Origin of the sequence: Nocardia terpenica, assembly GCF_013186535.1 — a bacterium.
In the GTDB taxonomy this organism is placed as follows: domain Bacteria; phylum Actinomycetota; class Actinomycetes; order Mycobacteriales; family Mycobacteriaceae; genus Nocardia; species Nocardia terpenica.
In genome coordinates this window covers 241,069-258,212 of record NZ_JABMCZ010000004.1, presented here as the reverse complement: position 1 = coordinate 258,212, position 17,144 = coordinate 241,069, and the positions used below count along the sequence as shown (strand labels likewise).

Annotated in this window: 10 protein-coding genes and 1 pseudogene; 6 read left to right on the top strand and 5 right to left on the bottom strand. The window is 70.5% G+C overall.

What is annotated here, in order from left to right:
- Positions 1-113 precede the first annotated feature (113 nt).
- The 3 genes and pseudogenes from recD to HPY32_RS33950 all read right to left on the bottom strand — a co-directional run bounded on the left by recD (position 114) and on the right by HPY32_RS33950 (position 9,420).
- Entirely contained in the window at positions 114-1,994 is a 1,881-nt protein-coding gene (recD, locus tag HPY32_RS33960; protein ID WP_067589758.1) for an exodeoxyribonuclease V subunit alpha, read from the bottom strand.
- Between the two features lie 253 nt (positions 1,995-2,247).
- Positions 2,248-5,592 carry a UvrD-helicase domain-containing protein gene (locus tag HPY32_RS33955; protein ID WP_067595953.1) on the bottom strand — a complete coding sequence of 1,115 codons (3,345 nt, stop codon included), beginning with the start codon at positions 5,590-5,592 and terminating at the stop codon, positions 2,248-2,250.
- A 188-nt stretch (positions 5,593-5,780) separates the two neighbouring features.
- A pseudogene (locus tag HPY32_RS33950) lies at positions 5,781-9,420 on the bottom strand (exodeoxyribonuclease V subunit gamma).
- 540 nt (positions 9,421-9,960) lie between these two features.
- Between HPY32_RS33950 and HPY32_RS33940 the strand changes: the two are divergent.
- Both HPY32_RS33940 and HPY32_RS33935 read left to right on the top strand, forming a co-directional pair.
- Complete coding sequence (locus HPY32_RS33940) at positions 9,961-10,143, top strand: hypothetical protein (RefSeq protein ID WP_228786912.1); 183 nt, start codon at positions 9,961-9,963, stop codon at positions 10,141-10,143.
- Between the two features lie 181 nt (positions 10,144-10,324).
- Positions 10,325-11,152, top strand: a complete 828-nt coding sequence (locus HPY32_RS33935) for a serine hydrolase (RefSeq protein WP_067589767.1) — start codon at positions 10,325-10,327, stop codon at positions 11,150-11,152.
- On the opposite strand, the gene HPY32_RS33930 is transcribed toward HPY32_RS33935, so the two are convergent.
- Entirely contained in the window at positions 11,149-12,615 is a 1,467-nt protein-coding gene (locus HPY32_RS33930) for a cytochrome P450 (RefSeq protein WP_067589770.1), read from the bottom strand. The two genes, HPY32_RS33935 and HPY32_RS33930, sit on opposite strands and share 4 nt — an antisense overlap.
- A 53-nt stretch (positions 12,616-12,668) precedes the next feature.
- Between HPY32_RS33930 and HPY32_RS33925 the strand changes: the two genes are divergently transcribed.
- The 4 genes from HPY32_RS33925 to HPY32_RS33910 all read left to right on the top strand — a co-directional run bounded on the left by HPY32_RS33925 (position 12,669) and on the right by HPY32_RS33910 (position 16,436).
- Positions 12,669-13,373 carry a TetR/AcrR family transcriptional regulator gene (locus tag HPY32_RS33925; RefSeq protein ID WP_156674530.1) on the top strand — a complete coding sequence of 235 codons (705 nt, stop codon included), beginning with the start codon at positions 12,669-12,671 and terminating at the stop codon, positions 13,371-13,373.
- 106 nt (positions 13,374-13,479) lie between these two features.
- Complete coding sequence (locus HPY32_RS33920) at positions 13,480-14,910, top strand: NAD(P)/FAD-dependent oxidoreductase (RefSeq protein ID WP_067589776.1); 1,431 nt, start codon at positions 13,480-13,482, stop codon at positions 14,908-14,910.
- A 245-nt stretch (positions 14,911-15,155) separates the two neighbouring features.
- Positions 15,156-15,935, top strand: a complete 780-nt coding sequence (locus HPY32_RS33915; RefSeq protein WP_067589778.1) for a DUF456 domain-containing protein — start codon at positions 15,156-15,158, stop codon at positions 15,933-15,935.
- Positions 15,936-16,154: 219 nt separating this feature from the next.
- The gene (locus tag HPY32_RS33910; protein WP_067589781.1) at positions 16,155-16,436 is read left to right on the top strand and encodes a hypothetical protein; all 282 of its coding nucleotides are present in this window, start codon (positions 16,155-16,157) and stop codon (positions 16,434-16,436) included.
- Positions 16,437-16,464: 28 nt separating this feature from the next.
- On the opposite strand, the gene HPY32_RS33905 is transcribed toward HPY32_RS33910, so the two are convergent.
- Entirely contained in the window at positions 16,465-17,118 is a 654-nt protein-coding gene (locus tag HPY32_RS33905) for a Uma2 family endonuclease (RefSeq protein WP_067589784.1), read from the bottom strand.
- Positions 17,119-17,144 lie beyond the last annotated feature (26 nt).

The window sequence follows — 17,144 nt, the reverse complement described above, 5'->3', positions numbered from 1 at the left end:
CCCCCGCCTTCAGTCATCCCGGCGGCCCTGCCCTCCAACCATCCCGGCGGCCCCCCTTCCAGTCATCCCGGCCACCAAGCCCTTCAGTCGTCCCGGCATGCTTTTTGCCGGGATCACCCGCGTAAGCCGCTGGCGCGGAGGACGCGGCGGGCGATTCCGGCGCGGATGGCGTCTTCGGTGCCGAGGATGCGGACGTGGGTGCGGGCGCGGGTGATGGCGGTGTAGAGGAGTTCGCGGGTGAGGAGGGTGGAGTCGGGGCCGGGGAGGACGACCGAGACGGTGCCGTATTGGCTCCCCTGGCTGCGGTGGATGGTCATGGCGTATACCGTTGTGACACCGGGGAATTGGGTGGGATGCACCAGGTAGGGCTCGGAGCCGCGCTGCAGGGCCGCGCGCAGGGTGCCGTCGGGGGCGCGGACGATGACGCCGGTGTCGCCGTTGTAGATGCGGGCCTCGTGGTCGTTGGCGGTGACCAGCAGCGGCTGGCCCGGGAACCAGTGCCCGGCACCGTGTTCCGCGCCGATTCCGGCCGCGGCGACCCAGCCTCCGGCCAACCGGTCCCAGCGGTCGACGCCGAACTGGCCCTGGCGGTGCGCGCACAGCAGGCGATGGGATTCCATGGCCGTCAGCGCCGCCGCCGCATCACCGCGGTCCGCCGCGGCCGTCGCCGCGCGGGCGGCCGCCACGACATCGGCTCGCACGCCGATGATGTCGTCGGGCTCGCACAGCGTGAGTTCGTCGCCGCCGTCGGCCAGCAGCGCCAGCGCCGCATCCGCGTCACCGGCGCGCACGGCGACGGCGAGTGCGGCGATGCGGCCACCGAACCTCCGGCCGCGGGTCAGGCGAACGATGCCGCCGCGCAACCGGTCCCGCTCGCGCGGGGTGAGCGCGTCGGGATGCTCGACGCCGGTATTGCCGTCGAGCACCTGATCGAGCACCGGATTCGGCTGCCCGGCAACCGGTCCCGCGACGAGGTCGGCGAGCACCGCACCGGCGTCCACCGAGGCGAGCTGGTCGGGGTCGCCGACCAGGACCAGGCGGGCGTCGGGACGCACCGCGGGCAGCAGGCGGCTCATCATGGTCAGCGACACCATGGAGGTCTCGTCCACCACGATGATGTCGTAAGGGAGCCGGTTGAATTCGTGGTGCCGGAACCGGGTCGCGCCGCCGCGCTGCCACCCCAGCAGGCGGTGCAGAGTCGCGGCGGTGAGCTCCGGCAGGTCCAGGTCACCCGCCTGTTCGCGCACCGATTCCTGAAGCCGCGCCGCGGCCTTGCCGGTGGGCGCGGCCAACGCGATCCGCAGCGCGGGCGCACCCGGCATCGACCGCTGATGGGCCACCAGCAGCGCCAGAATGCGAGCGATGGTGTGGGTCTTGCCGGTTCCCGGGCCGCCCGCCACGACGGTCGTCCAGTGGGTGGCCGCCAGCGCGGCCGCCACCCGCTGCCGGTCCGGCGGATCGTGCGGTCCCGTCGGCTCCGGGAACAGCCGATCCAGTTCGCGCCGAACGGTTTCCGGATCGATCAGCGGATATCCCGCGCCCCGCTCGATCAGCGCCTGCCGAATGGTCTGCTCCTGCCGGTAATACCGGTCCAGGTACAGCAGCGGCCCCGCATCGTGATCGACCAGCCGCAACGGCCGCAGCGGCCCCGCCGGACTCCCCTGCACCAGCGGACTGACCCGCAGCGCCGCCAGCACCGCATCGACATCGGGCCACGGCAGGGTCGCCGGATCGATCGCCTCCGGATCGCCACCGGTATCGAAACCCTCCCCGTCGATACCGATCTCGTGCATCCGTAGCAATTCCAGACACACCGACCCCGACCGCACCGCCCGCACCGCCAAGGCCGCCGCAAACAACACCACCTCGGACTCTTCCCGCCCCAACCGCCCCAGCCGCACCGCCACATGCACATCGGCCGCCGACAGCACACCCGCGGTATTGAAGGTGCGCAACAGCCCGGTTGCCCGCTGCGCCAATTGAATAGCGGTCATCGCGCACTCCTCGCCACGGGCAGAGCAATACCCGACAAGCTCGCACCGACGGACGACGGACCGCCGATGGCGCCGAGCGCACGGGAGGGCCGAGTTGCCCGCTCCGCCAGCCGAACAGCGGTCATCGTCCACTCTTCGCCGCGGGCAGAACGGCTTTCAACACCCGGAAAATTCGAGCCGACGGCCGAAGCACAGTCAATATCATCGATCGCGCAGGAGAACCGAGTTGCCCTCTGCGCCAACAGGCTTGCCGTCATCGCCCACCAACCCGCGTTTGATGGCCGATGCCCGCCAGCAGGTCCGACAGGTCGGTGATCAGGGCGGCCGGTGGGTCCCAGGCGAAAACGCCGTGGTCGGGTGGGGTTTCGGGGCCGATCATGCCGCGGACGAACAGGTAGCGGACGCCGCCGAGGTGGCGGGTCGGGGTGTAGTCGGGTAGGCGCCAGCGCAGGAAGCGGTGCAGGGCGGCGGAATACAGGAGGGCTTGCAGGGGGTAGTGGGAGCGCATCATTTCCGCGGCCATGCGGTCGCGGGTGTAGTGCGCCACGGTGAGGTCGCCGGTGCCGAGGCGGTTGGTCTTGTAGTCGACGACCACGAAACGCGGTCCGGCCGTGCGCAGGACGGCGTCGATGCTGCCGGTGAGGTAGCCGCGCAGGGGCGAGTCCTCGATGGTGTCGAGCCGGTCGGCGTACTCGGCGAACGGGTCGTCGGCGGGCAGGTGGGTGCGCAGCAGGGTCGCTATCTGCCGCAGCGTCACCCGCTCGGTGCGCGGGGTGTCGCCACCGCCGAGGGGCAGTTCGAAGTCGAGCTCGTTGAGGCGGTCGCGGCTGGAGATATCGGCCAGGGAACCGCCGTCACCCAGGGGTGTACGCAGGACCGCGAGCAGCGCGGACGCCAGTTCGTCGGGGTCGATGTCGGCGAGCTGTTCCTCGATCGCCCGGGCGCAGCGGGCCCGGACCTCGGCGGCCAGATCGGCGGCGTCGGTGTCGACCACCTCGAGCACACCGTGCACGAGCGTGCCGAATTCCGCACCGTAGGGCAGGGCGTTCATCAGAGACGGTGCGGCCGTGTCGAATTCGGTCCTATCGTCGAGATCGGCTGCGGGAGCGTCGGGTTCGTCGGTCCCGGGGACCTCGTCCGGTTCGGCGGTATGCAGGTCGTGGGCGCCCGCGGTGAGCGCGGAGTACGAGGTGCGCCGCCAGTCGTGGTCGAGCACCCGATCGAAGCGGGCCGCCGCCAGTTCGCCGGTCGCCGCGGCGGCGCGCTCCCAGCGCGGCCGGACCGGCCCCACCGCCGTCACCGCCTCGATGGCGATCGTGTCGGCCACGCCAGCGGCCGACCAGGCCGAAAGCTGTTCCAGCACCACCGAATCCGCCGCGACCGCACTGCGCGCGGGCACCTCCGCGCTGCCCGGCATCCGGCCCAGGATCATCCGGTGCAGCGGCGCGAACGCGGTGCCGTAGGCGGGGGCCCACCACGCCACCACCTGACACTGCGCGCGGGTGAGGGCCACGTACAGCAGCCGCAGCTCCTCCCCCGCGTCCTCGGCGTCGGCGGAGCGTTTGCGCTCCGCGTATCCCGGCGCTTCCGCGCCGCCCACATCGAGGACGCGGTCGCCGCCGCCGTCGTGGAACAGCAGCGTCACCGGGTTCGGATTCTTGGCGCTGTCCCAGGCGAAAGGCACATACACGACCGGGAATTCCAGGCCCTTGCTGGCGTGCACGGTCGCGATCTGCACCGCCGCGGCATCGCGATCCAGGCGGCGGCTGCGGTCGGATACCGTGCCGGACGCCGGATCTCGCACCCGGTCGGCCAGCCAGCGGGTGAGCGCGGTCAGGCCGAGCGATTCGCGCAGCGCGACCCGATCCAGCAGCTGCGCGATATGCCGCAGATCGGTGAGCTGCCGTTCGCCGCCCGCCACCGCCAGCAGCCGGGGCGCGAGTTGTGTTTCGGCGGAGAGCTTCTCGAAGACGGCGGCGAATCCGGCGCGGCCGAACAGGCGAGCCGCGTCCCGCAGCTGCGCGCCCAGCGTGCCGACCAGATCCGCACCGCCGGAATCGATCTCGGCGGCCGACAGCCCGAGCAGCGGGGTGCCCGCGGCCAGCCGGACGCGGTCGCCGCGATGCGGTTGCTCCAGGGCGCGCAGCAGCCACAGCCAGTCCGTGGCGCTCCGGGTGCCGAAGACGCTCGCACCGCCCGCGAGCACCGACGCCACCCCGACCTTGTCGAGCGCGCCGCGCACCAGGTCGATCTGGGATCGCGTGCGCACCAGCACCGCGATATCGCCCGGGCCCAGCGGGCGGTCGTCGATCCGCACGCCCGCGTCGAGCAGGCGCACGATATCGGCGGCCAGGTCGTCGGCGACGCGGGAGCGCTGGCGGCCCACCGCCGGGAAGTCCGTCTTGTTCAGCGGTCCGGCGCCCGTGCGCGGAAAACAGCGCAGCCGCAGGGGAATCGGTGTGTGCTCGGGTGCCGTGAGCCGGGTGCGGGGGCGCACCGCCGCCACCGGGTGCACCACAATCTCCTTGTGCCCCAGGGCCGCACCGCGCATGAGGTGGTCGAGGGCGTCGAGCAGCCCGGCGTCGCTGCGGCGATTGGTGGTCAGTTCACGACGGGAATCGGCGTGTGCGACCGCGTCCAGGTAGCTGAGCACCTCCGCGCCGCGGAAGGCGTAGATGGCCTGCTTGGGGTCGCCGACCAGCACCAGGGTGGCGTGGCCGTGGAACGAGCGGCGCAGAATGTCCCACTGCAGCGGATCGGTGTCCTGGAACTCGTCGACCAGCGCCACCCGGTAGCGCTCGCGGATGCGGCGGCACGCGCGCTCGCCGTGCACCGGGTCGGCCAGCACGTCGTGCAGCAGCACCAGCAGATCGTCGAAGTCGCGGATGCCCGAAAGCCGTTTGCGCCGTTCCACTTCCGCGCGCACCTCGGCGGCGAAGGCGACCCGCTCGGACGCCGGGTGATCGCCGATGTCCTCGTCCGGCACCAGGCGCGCATGCCGATCCTGCACCGCGGCCGCCGCCAGCTGATGCGCGTCCTTCAGCGAGAACGGCGGCCCGCTGCGCGCGTAGCGGGCCAGGAACAGGTCATCGGCGACGGTGTCGACCAGATCGTCGACGCCCTCCACCATGCGCACGCCCGGATCCTGCTCCCCCGCCAGCCCCAGCTCGTCGAGCATGCGCTGACAGAAGCTGTGCGTGGTCGCGATGGTCCCCGAATCGAAATCCGACAGCGCCGCGACCAGACGTGCCCGCCGCCGCGCCACCTCCGCCGAATCCGCCTGCGCCAGATGGCGAATCAACTCGTCGGCGCTGTCCCGCGCCGCCGCATCGGCCAGTCCCGCCGCCACCGCGACGAACCGGTCCCGAGTCCGCTCCCGCAGTTCCTGCGTGGCCGCCCGGCTGAACGTCACGAGCAGCAACTCCGAGACATCCACCCCGGCCTCGGCCACGAACCGCACCGCCAGCCCGACGATCGCATAGGTCTTCCCGGTCCCCGCACTGGCCTCCAGCACGGTCGTCCCCGTCGGCAGGGGGCCGCACAGCTCGAATCGCGTGCCGTCCGGCTTCGAAGTAGTTTCCGGGGCAGTGCCCGCCATCGCGTCGGCCTCGGATGAGGTACCGGCCCCGGCGGATTCGGCACCGGCAGGCGAGACGGGCTCGACAAGGCTCAGCGTGCCGTCGGTCTCTGATGCCGAGACGGCCTGGGGTGCAACAGATGTGGCCGGGCGGCGGCGGGTGGGGCGGTGGGCCGGTTGCAGGTCGGCGACGGAGAACAGTTCGTCGGTCACGGCTGCCCCTGGGATTCGCAGGCCAGCAACGGATTCCACAGGCGGCGGGCGAGGGCGCCGAACCGGGTGCGCTCTCCGGCGGGGTCGGGGTCGGGCAGGGGGGACTCCAGGTGTTCGAGGCGTGGGGCCGGGCCCCAGACGTAGCGGAGGTAGCGGTCGGTGTGGTCGCCGAAGGGCTTGGGACCGTTGGGGCCGCCGAGGAATTCCTGATCCGCGGCGAGGCGGGCGTCATCGAGACTCGCGCCCTGGCAACGGCGTTCGGCATAGACCGCGGAGGCGGTCGGCGCGATCGGCAGCGGCTCGGCCAGGCCCTCGTCGCGCAGGTCGGCCAGGTCGCGCAGAATCGACTGCGCCACCGCGCCATTGGGTGCGGTCAGCGCCGAACGCCACGCGGGACGGCCGAATTTGCCGCGGCCGATGCTCAGCGCCCGCCAGCCCTGGTGCCGCTCGGTGGCGGCCAGGGCCAGCACCCGCACCCAGGCTGCCATCCGATGCTTGGGCGCGAGCCGGGAGAAGGTGGTGCGCACGACGGCGTCGTCGTGCACGTCCGGCACCGTGCCGCTGAGCAGCCGCCCGTCGCCCAGGTCGACGGCCACGTCGATGGTGCGCGCGGGCACCTCGTGCAGCGGCCGCGCCACCCGGACCAGCCGGTCCACGGTGTCGGCCACATCGTCGAGGACGGCGGCGCCGAGCCCGAACGGCGGCAGGGTGCCGCGCCGCCATTCGGCCGCCCGCAGCGTCGCGGGATCCGCGCCGGTGAGCCGGGCCGACAGCATGCGCTCGCCCATATTCCACCGGGCCAGGCCGTCGAGTTCGATCGGCAGCCGCTCGTCGATCTCCTCCTCTTCCTCCGGCACCCGGATGCCCAGGCGCTGCCACAGGAACGCGCGCACCGGGTGTTCGGCGAACGAAATCAGTTCCGCCAGCTCGACATCCACGCGTGCGGCGGCGGGCAGCGGGCCGGGCAGGAAGGCCGGGCGTTCCCGCGCCGGGCGGGCGGCGGCCCGGGCTCCCGCCAGCGCGACGGTGTCGAAGCTGAACGGCCGGTCCGGGTCGAAATTGCGACTGTCGAAGGACTGCAACGGATGTCGGGTCACCACGGTCGAGAGATCGCCGGTATGGGCGCGCAGCACGTCGAGCAGTTCGGCGAGCGGGATGGCGGGCGGGCGGTGTGCGCCGGTCACCGGATCGGCGCCGGTGTGCAGCACGATCAGTTTCTCGCGCGCGGCCAGGATCGCGTCCAGCAGCAGCTGCCGATCCTCGCTGCGCGAATCCCGTTCGCCCACTCGGGGTTCGCGCGCCAGCACGTCGTCGCCGTCGATGCCGCCCGCACGCGGGAACACGTCGTCGTCGAGCCCGAGCAGCACCACCACCCGGTGCGGGACCGAGCGCAGCGGCTGCAGCGTGCACACGGTCAGTTCGCCGGTGCGAAAGTTGGTGCGCGACACCCGGCTCGCGAGCCTGGCGTGCAGCAGCGCCGCGATATCGGGCAGCCGCAGGGCGATGTCACCGGCGTGGTCGAGGGCCACGCGCACATCGCGCCGCGCCTGGACCGCCTGCCAAGAGTTCGCGTGGGTGGTGTCGGTGAGCAGGTCCAGGGCCCGGCCTAGCACCTGCGCCCATTCGTGCGCCGGGCGTTCGGATCCGGCGGGTTCGGCCGGGGTGGGGCCGCGCAGGTCGCGCACGCAGACCGCGAGCCGGTCGACGAATTCGGCGAACCGGCCCGCGAGATCGACGTCGCCGGAGTCCACGTCCTCCAGCGGCAGCGCGAGATCCAGCCAGTCCTCGGAGGATTCGCCCGCCGCGACGCCGAGCAGAATCCGGTCGACGGCCGCGTTCAGGGTGTTCTGCGCGAAGTCGGTGAGGCCGAACGCCTGTCGCTGCCGCTGCCCGATGCCCCACCGCGCGCCGGTCTCGGCCGCCCATTCGCGCAGCCGCTCGATATCGTCGTCGTCGAAGCCGCAGCGCAGCCGAATCGGTTCCGCCGCGGCGAGATCCAGCACCTGGGTGACGGTTACCCGCCCGTCGGCCAGGGCCAGCAGCTCCTCGAGCACGCTCAGCACCGGATTGACCACGCCCGGCGACCGATCGGCCAGCCGCACCCGCAGCCCGTGCGCCGGATGCGCCGGTCCCGCCGTGAGCTCACCGTGCCACTGCCCGAACGCGGCCCGCACCAGCGGCCCGTAACCGTCCACATCCGGGCACAGCACGATCACATCCCGCGCCTGGAGCGTCGAATCCGCCGCGAACAGCCCCAACAGCACATCCCGCAGCACCTCGACCTGCCGCGCCGCCCCATGACACGAATGCACCTGCACCGTGCCGTCACCGACCGCATCGCCCCGCGGCGGCCACACATCCCCGACGATCCCGGCCTGCACCTCGGAAAGCAAAGCCCCCGAGGACATCCCCCCGCCCGGATGATGCACATCGCACACCCCCCCCGAGCACCCGCAGCCGCTGCTGCAACTCCCGCACATCCCGCCCCAGCGCCGCCGACAACGGATGCGACACCACCAACGCACTACCGTCTCCCGCGCGAACGGGTGCTACGACCTCGGCGACCCGATCAGTACCGAGATCGGTGCTCTGATGCCACCCGATCGTCCCGGCACGTTCTCCTGCCATCCCGGCGGGCACTCCCGCCACCCCGACACGCTCTCCAGTCACCCCGGCGCACTCTCCCGCCACCTCGGCGGGCACTCCAGTCACCCCCGCGCGCTCTCCAGTCATCCCGGCGCGCTCTCCAGTCATCCCGGCGCGCTTTTGGCCGGGATCCATCGTAACCCGCTGCATACCAGTAGATTCCGGCCAAGTGCACGACGGAATCACGGAGGTCGGTGACGACATCTCCCCCAGCCGCTTCCACAGGACAGGGCTCGGATGTATGAGCCAGAGGTGGACATCCCGTTGTTGTCCCAGGGCGTCGAGCACCAGCAGTTGGTCGGTGCTGAGGCGGGTCACGCCGAACAGTGAAAGGCGTTGCGGCAGGGCGACGATGGCGGGGGTGGAGCGTAGGCGGGCGCAGGCGTCGGTGAGGCGTTCAGCGGGGCTCGGGGTGCCGAGGTCGGCGCGCAGCCGTCGCCACAGTTCGGGTTGCCAGCGCAGGTCTTCCGGGAGGGGGGTGCCGCAGCCGTCGGTGTCGGAGCCGGTGGCCCAGGCGGTGAGCACGGTGGGGCGGTGGGCGGCGTAGCCGTCGAAGAGGGCGGCGATGCGAGCCGCGGTGGCGAAGCGGCGGCCCGCGCGATGGCTGCGCCCGGCCGGTTCGTCGGCACCGAGGTGGTGGGCCAGGACCGCGCACCACGGCTCGCCGACGGCGGCGTCGATGACACGCAGCAGCGACCACACCATCCGGTCGGGCGCCCACGGGTCGTCGTCGGCCGCGATCCCGGTCGCCCCGGCCAGCGCCTCGGCGACCAGGGCGGCGGGACTCGGGAACGCGATATTCGCCGACACGCCGTCCCCATCCGCCGCGCCGAGCATCCCCGCGAGCCGCTGGGTGAGCCAGCGCTCCACGCCCTTGGCGGGCACCGCCACCACCTCGGCGGCGAACGGATCGGCCAGCGGCCGCGCCAACACCGCCCCGAGCGCGTCCGCGAGCGTCTCCGCTCGCTCGCCCCGGTGGATGTACAGCACCATCGACCGCCTCTCTACCCTCGCCCACTGCCCCGCCGATCCCGACGCGCAACTCACCGACTCTCCCGGACCACGCGCCCCGCGGGTCATCCCGTCGAGCTCTCGCGCGCCCGCGCCGGTCGGTCCGGGGCTCCGGCGCGCACCACACCGGATGGTCCCGACCCGACGCCGACTGTCGGCTCCGCAGATCGTCTCGGCACGTCTTTCGTCGATGCCTCGTGGTTGCTTGTCGCTGGCCGATCCTACAAAGTCGCGGGCTCGAATCTCGGGTGCGACTCGGGTTCCGCGACACATACTCTGCGGTCGCTATCGAGCAACCGTCTCGCATACCCGTTCATCACGCATTTGACGATTCAACCTAACTACACCAAATTCGCAGCAACACAAACGATCTCGATGTCGATCACATCAACCGCGATTCGCCACCGCGTGTCACCCGGGATGCCCGGGTGTCATGTGCCACAGTGCTCTGCGGGGAGGTAACGGGAGAAGCAGTATCGAAAGGCTGGTTCGTTCATGCGTGCGACGGTGGTTCCCCTCATGCCCAGATCCGGGTTCACGGTCCGCCGAGTCGGTGAGCGGTGGGAGCTGATCAATTCGCGGTACTACGGTCGCACCGTCGTTCTGAACTCCTGGCCCCGCGACGGCCACGGCGAAGCGTTCGCGCACTGCTACCGGCTCAACGGCCGCAGCGTCGAGGATTTCCTGGCCGCTTTCCGCTGACCCCGGACCGCTCGGCGGCCGGGGTCGGCACGCAGCGAAATGCGATGCGCCGCAACGGGCGACGACGGGGCGTCGGACCGGGCGATCGGATCGCAGACGTGCACGACGAGCCGTTCGGTGGCTATCCTTGTCCACCGTGCGTACTCCCAGGGCCGCCTCGCGCGCCATCCGACCCTCGCGCATGGCCGTCGGTGCCTGCGCTCTCACCGCCGCGCTGATCACCGGCGCGCCGGCCCTTCAGTCCGCCGTCGCCGTCGCGGCGCCGATCCACGCGCAGGGCTGCGTCGGTTGCGACCTCGCCGGTCGCGTCGCCGCCGTCGACGCCTACCTGTCCGGACGCCCCGGCGTGACGGGTTACGTTGTGCGCGACCGGGTTACCGGCGCGGTGTTCCGCAACGACAATGCCGACACCATGATCTGGACCGCCTCCACGATCAAGCTCGCGATCGCCGAGGACCTGATCAACCGGCAGCGGGTCGGCGCGATCGCGCTGACCCCGGAGGACCGCTCGCTCATGGAGTCGATGCTGGCCACCTCCAACGACAATGCCGCCGACATGCTGTGGAGCAAGTTCTCCGGCCCGGACCACCAGGCGTTCAACAACGCCTTCCGCGCCAACGGCATGACCTCGCTGACACCGCAGCCCACCGGCGGCGCACGGCCGTTCCCGGACTGGGGTTTCCAGCAGTGCACCCCCGCCGACCTGGACCGGCTGATGAACAACGTGCTCGACCACATGCACCCCGACGACCGCTCCTACCTGCTGGACCGCATGCGCAATGTGGACACCAACCAGCACTGGGGCGTGTGGGGCGCGGGCGACGCCATGCGCCCGGGCCTGAAGAACGGCTGGTCGGACGAGCGGGGCGGCTGGGTGGTCAACTCGGTCGGCTTCGCGGGCCCCGGCGAGCGCTACACGCTGGCGGTGATGAACTCGCTCGGCGACCAGGGCGGCTACGAGGACGGCGAGCAGACCACCACCCAGGTCGCCAAGCTGCTGCTCGGCTAGGCCCGCCGCCGCAACCGCATCGGCGCGCCGTCGCGCGGGAACGGAATGGTGGTGAATCCCCAGGGCATCCGATAACTTTCGGGGATCCGCCACTCGTAGTCGCGCACCATGGCCGCGATGATCACCTTCACCTCGAAGGTGCCGAAGTGCATGCCGATGCACTTGTGCGCGCCCGCGCCGAACGGCATCCAGGCCAGCCGATGCGACCTGTCCTCGCGGCGATGCTCGGCGAACCGTTCGGGATCGAAACGCATCGGGTGCGACCACAATTCGGGCAGCAGGTGGTTGACGCCGTACGCGACATCGATCTGCGTACCGGCCGGAATGTAGTGCCCGGCGATCTCGGTGTCGCGCGCCGACCGTCGCGTCAGCCCGGGCACCGGCGGCACCAGCCGCAGGCTCTCCTTGATCACCAGGTCCAGATCGGGCAGCCGGTCCAGATCGGCGATGGTCGGTGGGCCGCCGCCGGTTTCGGCGGCCAGGGCCAGCGCCTCGGCTCGCACCCGGTCCTGCCAGTCCGGATGCCGCCCGAGGTAGTAGGCGACCGCGGTGGCGGTGGTGGTCGTGGTGTCGTGCGCGGCCATGATCAGGAAGATCATGTGGTTGACCACGTCCGCGTCGGAGAAGGTCTCGCCGTCCTCGGTGCGGGCCTGGCACAGGGCGCTGAAGAAGTCCGCGCCCGGCGCGCGCCGCTTGTCCGGAACCATCCGAGTGAACCAGTCCTCCAAGACCTTTCGCCCGCGCAGCCGGGCCCGCCACGGCATGCCCGGCACCGGATAGCGCACCACCGCGAGCGGGGCGTGCGTGCAGGCCAGGAACGCCGCCCCCAGCCGCTTGCGCTCCGGACCGGCGTGCACGCCCATGAACGTCTCGGTCGCGATCTCGAGGGTCAGGTCCTTGACCGTCGGATACAGCCGGACCTGGCGCGCCTCGCCCGGCACCCAGCGGTCGATCGCCGCGTCGACCACGGGCGCGAGTTCGGCCAAATGCGCTTCCAGCCGGTCCCGGGTGAACGCCTGCTGCATGATCCGCCGGTGGTACATGTGTTCGGAGAACGACAGCAGCAACAGCCCGCGCCGGAAGAAGGGGCCGATGAAGTAGTCCCAGCCCGAGCCGAAATCGTTGCGCCGCTTGCCGATCACCTCGTCGACCGCGTCGGGGCCCGCCACCATCACCCGGTCGGTGCCGAGCGCGGAGTTGTAGGTGACCGGGCCGTAGCGGCGGTAGCGGTCCAGCGCCTCCGCCGGGCCCCAGCGCATGTAGTGCAGCGAACGGCCCAGATACGGCAGCCCGGCGTCGCCACGGACCGGCACGGTGTCGCTGCCGGGCGGCGGATCGGCCAGCGTCCGTTCCCGCCCCGGCAGCAGCCGCAGCATCCGGTCGATCGGATGGCGGGCCGGGATTTCGAACAGGTCGATGTTCTCGCGATCGGCGCGATACGCGCGCGGGTCGACACTGACCATGGGAAGCCTCCCGTTAAAAGTACGCTCTGTACTTTACAGGTAGAGTGGGCGCTGTGACAAGGGACACATCATCGACGCGCAGCCGCGGGCGCCCGCCGGGCCCACCGCGCGATCCGGCCCGTCGCCGCTCGGAAATCCTGGACGCGGCCGAGCGCGTGGTCGCCGAGCTGGGCACCCGCATCACCATCGCGCAGGTCGCGGCCGAGGCCGGTTATGCCCGCACCGCGGTGTACGCGGTGTTCCCGGATCTGCCCGCGCTCATCGACGCGCTCGCCGAGCGGCACATGGAGGTCATCATCGCGGCCGCCGACACCGTGCTCGCCCAGCCGCTGCCCGCGCGCCGGCTGCTGCGCGAGATCGTGGCCCTGATGTGCGACTTCGTCGACGCGAACCCGAATCTGCACCACGTGATGATGCAGCGGCTGGAGAGCGGGGAGGCCGAGCACCGGCCGTTCTTCACCCGCGTCTCCGATTGGGCCACCGCGGTTTTCGATCTACTCCTGCGCAGACTGGACGCAGATCCGGGCCTGGCCCGGATCTGGGCGACCGCGACCGTCGGCGCGATCCTGATGTCGGCGGAGGCGTGGGCCCAGGACCCGGGCCGCTCCCGCACCGAGTTCGTGGACCAGCTGGCCGCCTTCCTCTGGCCGACCGTCGAAAGCATCGGTGGAGACCGTCTGGTCGGTCCTATAACTCCGGAGGTTGCTTCGGCGGCGCACGGAAGAGGTCCCGGCCAAAAGCATGCCGGGATGACTTAAGGGGCATGCCGGGATGACGGGAGGGTATGCCGGGACGACGTGAGGCGATGGTCACCGACTACCGTTATGCATGTTGTAGATCGAACGTCCGCATGAGGAGCTACCGATGAGCATCGAGACGACCGTCGCGACCCGACGCCATCGAGTGGTGGTGATCGGATCCGGCTTCGGGGGGCTGTTCGCCTGTAAGCATCTGAAGAATGCCGACGTAGACGTCGTATTGATCTCCAAGACCTCCACCCACCTGTTCCAGCCGCTGCTGTATCAGGTGGCCACCGGCATCCTGTCCACCGGCGAGATCGCGCCCGCCACCCGGCTGGTGTTGCGCAAGCACCGCAACACTCAGGTAATTCTCGGCGAGGTGCGCGATATCGATCTGGTCAACCGGACGGTCACCTCGCACCTGCTCAACGACGACACCGTCACCTCCTTCGACAGCCTCATCGTCGCGACCGGTACGCAGCAGTCGTATTTCGGCAACGATCACTTCTCCACCTACGCGCCGGGCATGAAGACCATCGACGACGCCCTCGAGCTGCGCGCCCGCATCCTCGGTTCGTTCGAGGAGGCCGAGCTGGCCAAGACCCAGGAGATGCGCGACCGGTTCATGACGTTCGTCGTGGTCGGGGCCGGACCCACCGGCGTCGAATTGGCCGGGCAGATCGCCGAACTCGCCGACCACACCCTGGAGGGCACCTTCCGCAATATCGACCCGCGCGACGCCCGGGTCATCCTGCTCGAGGGCGCGGACGCGGTGCTCAAGCCGATGGGGCCCAAGCTCGGCGGCATCGCCCAGCGGCGGCTGGAGAAGATGGGCGTGGAGATCCAGCTCGACGCCATGGTCACCGATGTCGACGCGCGCGGGGTCACCGTCAAGGACAAGGACGGCAGCACGCGGCGCATCGAGGCGGCGTGCAAGGTGTGGTCGGCGGGCGTGCAGGCCAGCGAGCTGGGCAGGATGCTGGCCGAGCGGTCCGAGGGCACCGAGGTCGACCGCGCCGGGCGGGTGATCGTCGAGCCGGACCTCACCATCAAGGGCCACCCGAACGTGTTCGTGGTCGGCGATCTGATGGCGGTGCCGGGCGTGCCGGGTCAGGCGCAGGGCGCGATCCAGGGCGCGACCTACGCCGCCAAGCAGATCAAGGCCGAGCTCGCCGGTAAGCAGACTCCCGAGCAGCGCAAGCCCTTCCACTACTTCAACAAGGGCAGCATGGCGACGGTCTCGCGGTTCTCCGCGGTGTGCCAGATCGGCAAGCTGGAGTTCGGCGGGTTCCTCGCCTGGCTCATCTGGCTGGTGCTGCATCTGTACTACCTGATCGGCTACCGCAGCCGCATCGTCACCGTGTTCCAGTGGCTCGTCACCTTCCTCGGCGGCCGCAACCGCGGGCAGATGGCGGCCACCGAGCAGTGGGTGTTCGCGCGCCTGGCGCTGGAGGCGATGTACGGCAACGAGGAGGACGGCCGGGAGGTGCAGGCCGAGCTCGGCGAGAAGCCCGCGGCGAGCGCGAAGCAGCCCTCGGATCGCCGGGCGGGCTGACCCGTCCCCTCGGTTGGTACACCGACGAATATTTCGCTGTAGCAACCGAAGAGTGATCGACACCGAAGCGAGAGCCGGGATCTCATTCGAGATCCCGGCTCTTTCGTTGGCACGCTTGGCGGTTCGTCCGAATCGCAGCTAATCACTCGCTACGGCAATGGCTTCGGCGTGTCGAAATCCGTACCCATCCGGTCGCGCTCCGGGTCCGAATGTCGAGCGTCGGATCCTCCTGAAGAAAGGTCGTTATGGCCGCAGGCAAACACAGAGCGCCCAACCCGCATCGTCTCAGAGTCAGCAATGCCGTCGCCGCCGGTGCGGTGCCATTGGTGCTGGCGATCGTCGGCTCCGGGGTCGCCAACGCCGCCCCGGCCGAGCAGAGCCAGGCCGCCCAGCAAGATCAGGCGCCCAAGCCGCAGTGGCCCGCGGGCGACACGCCCAACGCCCGGCCCTACGAGGGCCTGCACATCCCGGGCAACACGCTCAGCTCGCTGCAGTCCGCACGATCCATGCCGGACCGCAGCTACCTCGCCCCGGTCGGTGTGCTGCATCCGCCCGCCCCGGTGCCCGCCGTACCGCCGATCGCGCCGCCGCCGGGCAAGTTCCGCTTCGGCGACGTGCAGGTCGACGCGCCGCAGTGGATGGACCGCGAGCAGGCCATCGAGATCAACGACAACTCGGCGCAAACCGAGGCGAACCTCGCCACGTTCCTCGATTCGATCGGCATGGAGCGCAGCCGTTCCGACCGCATCGCCGGGCAGACCGTCGGCACCGCCGCCCAGGGAGCGGTCGCCGGTGCGGCGATGGCCGCACCGCTGGCGCTCACCTCCGGCCTGGTCGGAGGCGCGCTCGGGCTGGTGATCGGTTTACCTTTCATGCCGGTCGGAGTCGTTGCCGGGCCCGTGCTGGGCGCCAGTATCGGCGCGGGCGTCATCACCGCTCCGGCCGCGGCCGCCGGTGCCGCCGCCGGTGCCGTGGTCGGTGCGGTCAGCTCTTTCAACGCGCCCCCGCGCGTGGTCGGCGACTGACGACGCCGACCGGCTCGTCCGGGGCGGGAATCGGCCGACGACGTCCGCTTCTCGCCCCGTACGCGCACCCACGCCCGGCTCCGAGCGCAACCTTCCGCTGTGATCTACCTCTCAATACAGTTCTGTATCGAAACACGCTATGCCACGCTGTCCATAAGTAGCTGACAGTTAACTGGTGGCTCGACGGTCACCGGCACCCTAGAGGAAAGCGATTCGGTCATGAGCGCCGTCACTCCCGGCTCCACCCGCGAGACCACGCCCCGGCCCGCCCTCGCCGACGCCCCTGACCACGACCTCGAGCCCCTCGCCCCCTTAGCCGTCCTGGCCGGCTTAGCCCTCCTGATCGCCGCCTTCGCCACCCTCGGCAAGATCCCCCACTGGGCCGACGAATACAGCCACATCCTCGTCTACCTGGCATTCGTCCTCTACATGACCCTCGCGGGCCGCCTCACCTGGTGGGGCATAGACACCCTCACCACCCGCCTCCGCCACCGAGCCTGACGGCGAAAGGGCAACCGCCGCAACGGGTTCAGTACTCCAGCTCCGACCAGGGAATGCGGACCGGGAAGGGGAAGTCGATCTCGATACCGTCGGGATTCTCGCGGGTCCATTCCCCGACGACGATGTAGTTCGCGGAGCGCAGCGGGTGAACACCGTCGGGCAGATGCGCATGCCCGGTGTCCAGACCGTATGCCCGAACCACCGCGACGGCACTGACCTCGCGCTCCAGCACAACCTCCCAATACCAGGGAATGCCTGCACCCGCGTAACGAGCCTTCTTCGCCTCGATGTCGGGTGGTGTGTTACTCGGCGACAGCACCTCGCCGACCAGCAGCACGTCGGTTGCTCGCAGGTCCTGATAGGCCGATCCCAGGCACCGATGTACGAGGAAGTCCGGTGTCAGGAAGTCCGATTTCCCAGTCTTCCCCATGAAGATGTTGGTCTCCGTGGTGACGCGCCAGCACTGCTCCGGATCATCGGACATCACTTTTCGCGCCCAGCGCTCGAGCGAAGCCCACAGGCGGTTCGAGAAGGTCTGATGTTCACTGGGTCCGCGACGCACCCACACCACCCGACCGTCCCACAGCTCGATCTGCTCAGCGATCTCCTCGGGCAAACGCTCCAACTCTTCCCAGGTCATACGCTCGGGAAGATCGGGCCGCTCGACACCAGGCACGGACATGCCGCAATCATAAGTGCACGCACCGA

What these genes read in the sequence shown, in the direction of transcription:
- recD (WP_067589758.1), bottom strand. Translation starts at nt 1,994, where the DNA reads ATGACCGCTATTCAATTGGCGCAGCGGGCAACCGGGCTGTTGCGCACC.
- HPY32_RS33915 (WP_067589778.1), top strand. Translation starts at nt 15,156, where the DNA reads ATGGCCGCAGGCAAACACAGAGCGCCCAACCCGCATCGTCTCAGAGTC.
- HPY32_RS33920 (WP_067589776.1), top strand. Translation starts at nt 13,480, where the DNA reads ATGAGCATCGAGACGACCGTCGCGACCCGACGCCATCGAGTGGTGGTG.
- HPY32_RS33905 (WP_067589784.1), bottom strand. Translation starts at nt 17,118, where the DNA reads ATGTCCGTGCCTGGTGTCGAGCGGCCCGATCTTCCCGAGCGTATGACC.
- HPY32_RS33910 (WP_067589781.1), top strand. Translation starts at nt 16,155, where the DNA reads ATGAGCGCCGTCACTCCCGGCTCCACCCGCGAGACCACGCCCCGGCCC.
- HPY32_RS33940 (WP_228786912.1), top strand. Translation starts at nt 9,961, where the DNA reads ATGCCCAGATCCGGGTTCACGGTCCGCCGAGTCGGTGAGCGGTGGGAG.
- HPY32_RS33955 (WP_067595953.1), bottom strand. Translation starts at nt 5,592, where the DNA reads ATGGCGGGCACTGCCCCGGAAACTACTTCGAAGCCGGACGGCACGCGA.
- HPY32_RS33930 (WP_067589770.1), bottom strand. Translation starts at nt 12,615, where the DNA reads ATGGTCAGTGTCGACCCGCGCGCGTATCGCGCCGATCGCGAGAACATC.
- HPY32_RS33935 (WP_067589767.1), top strand. Translation starts at nt 10,325, where the DNA reads ATGGCCGTCGGTGCCTGCGCTCTCACCGCCGCGCTGATCACCGGCGCG.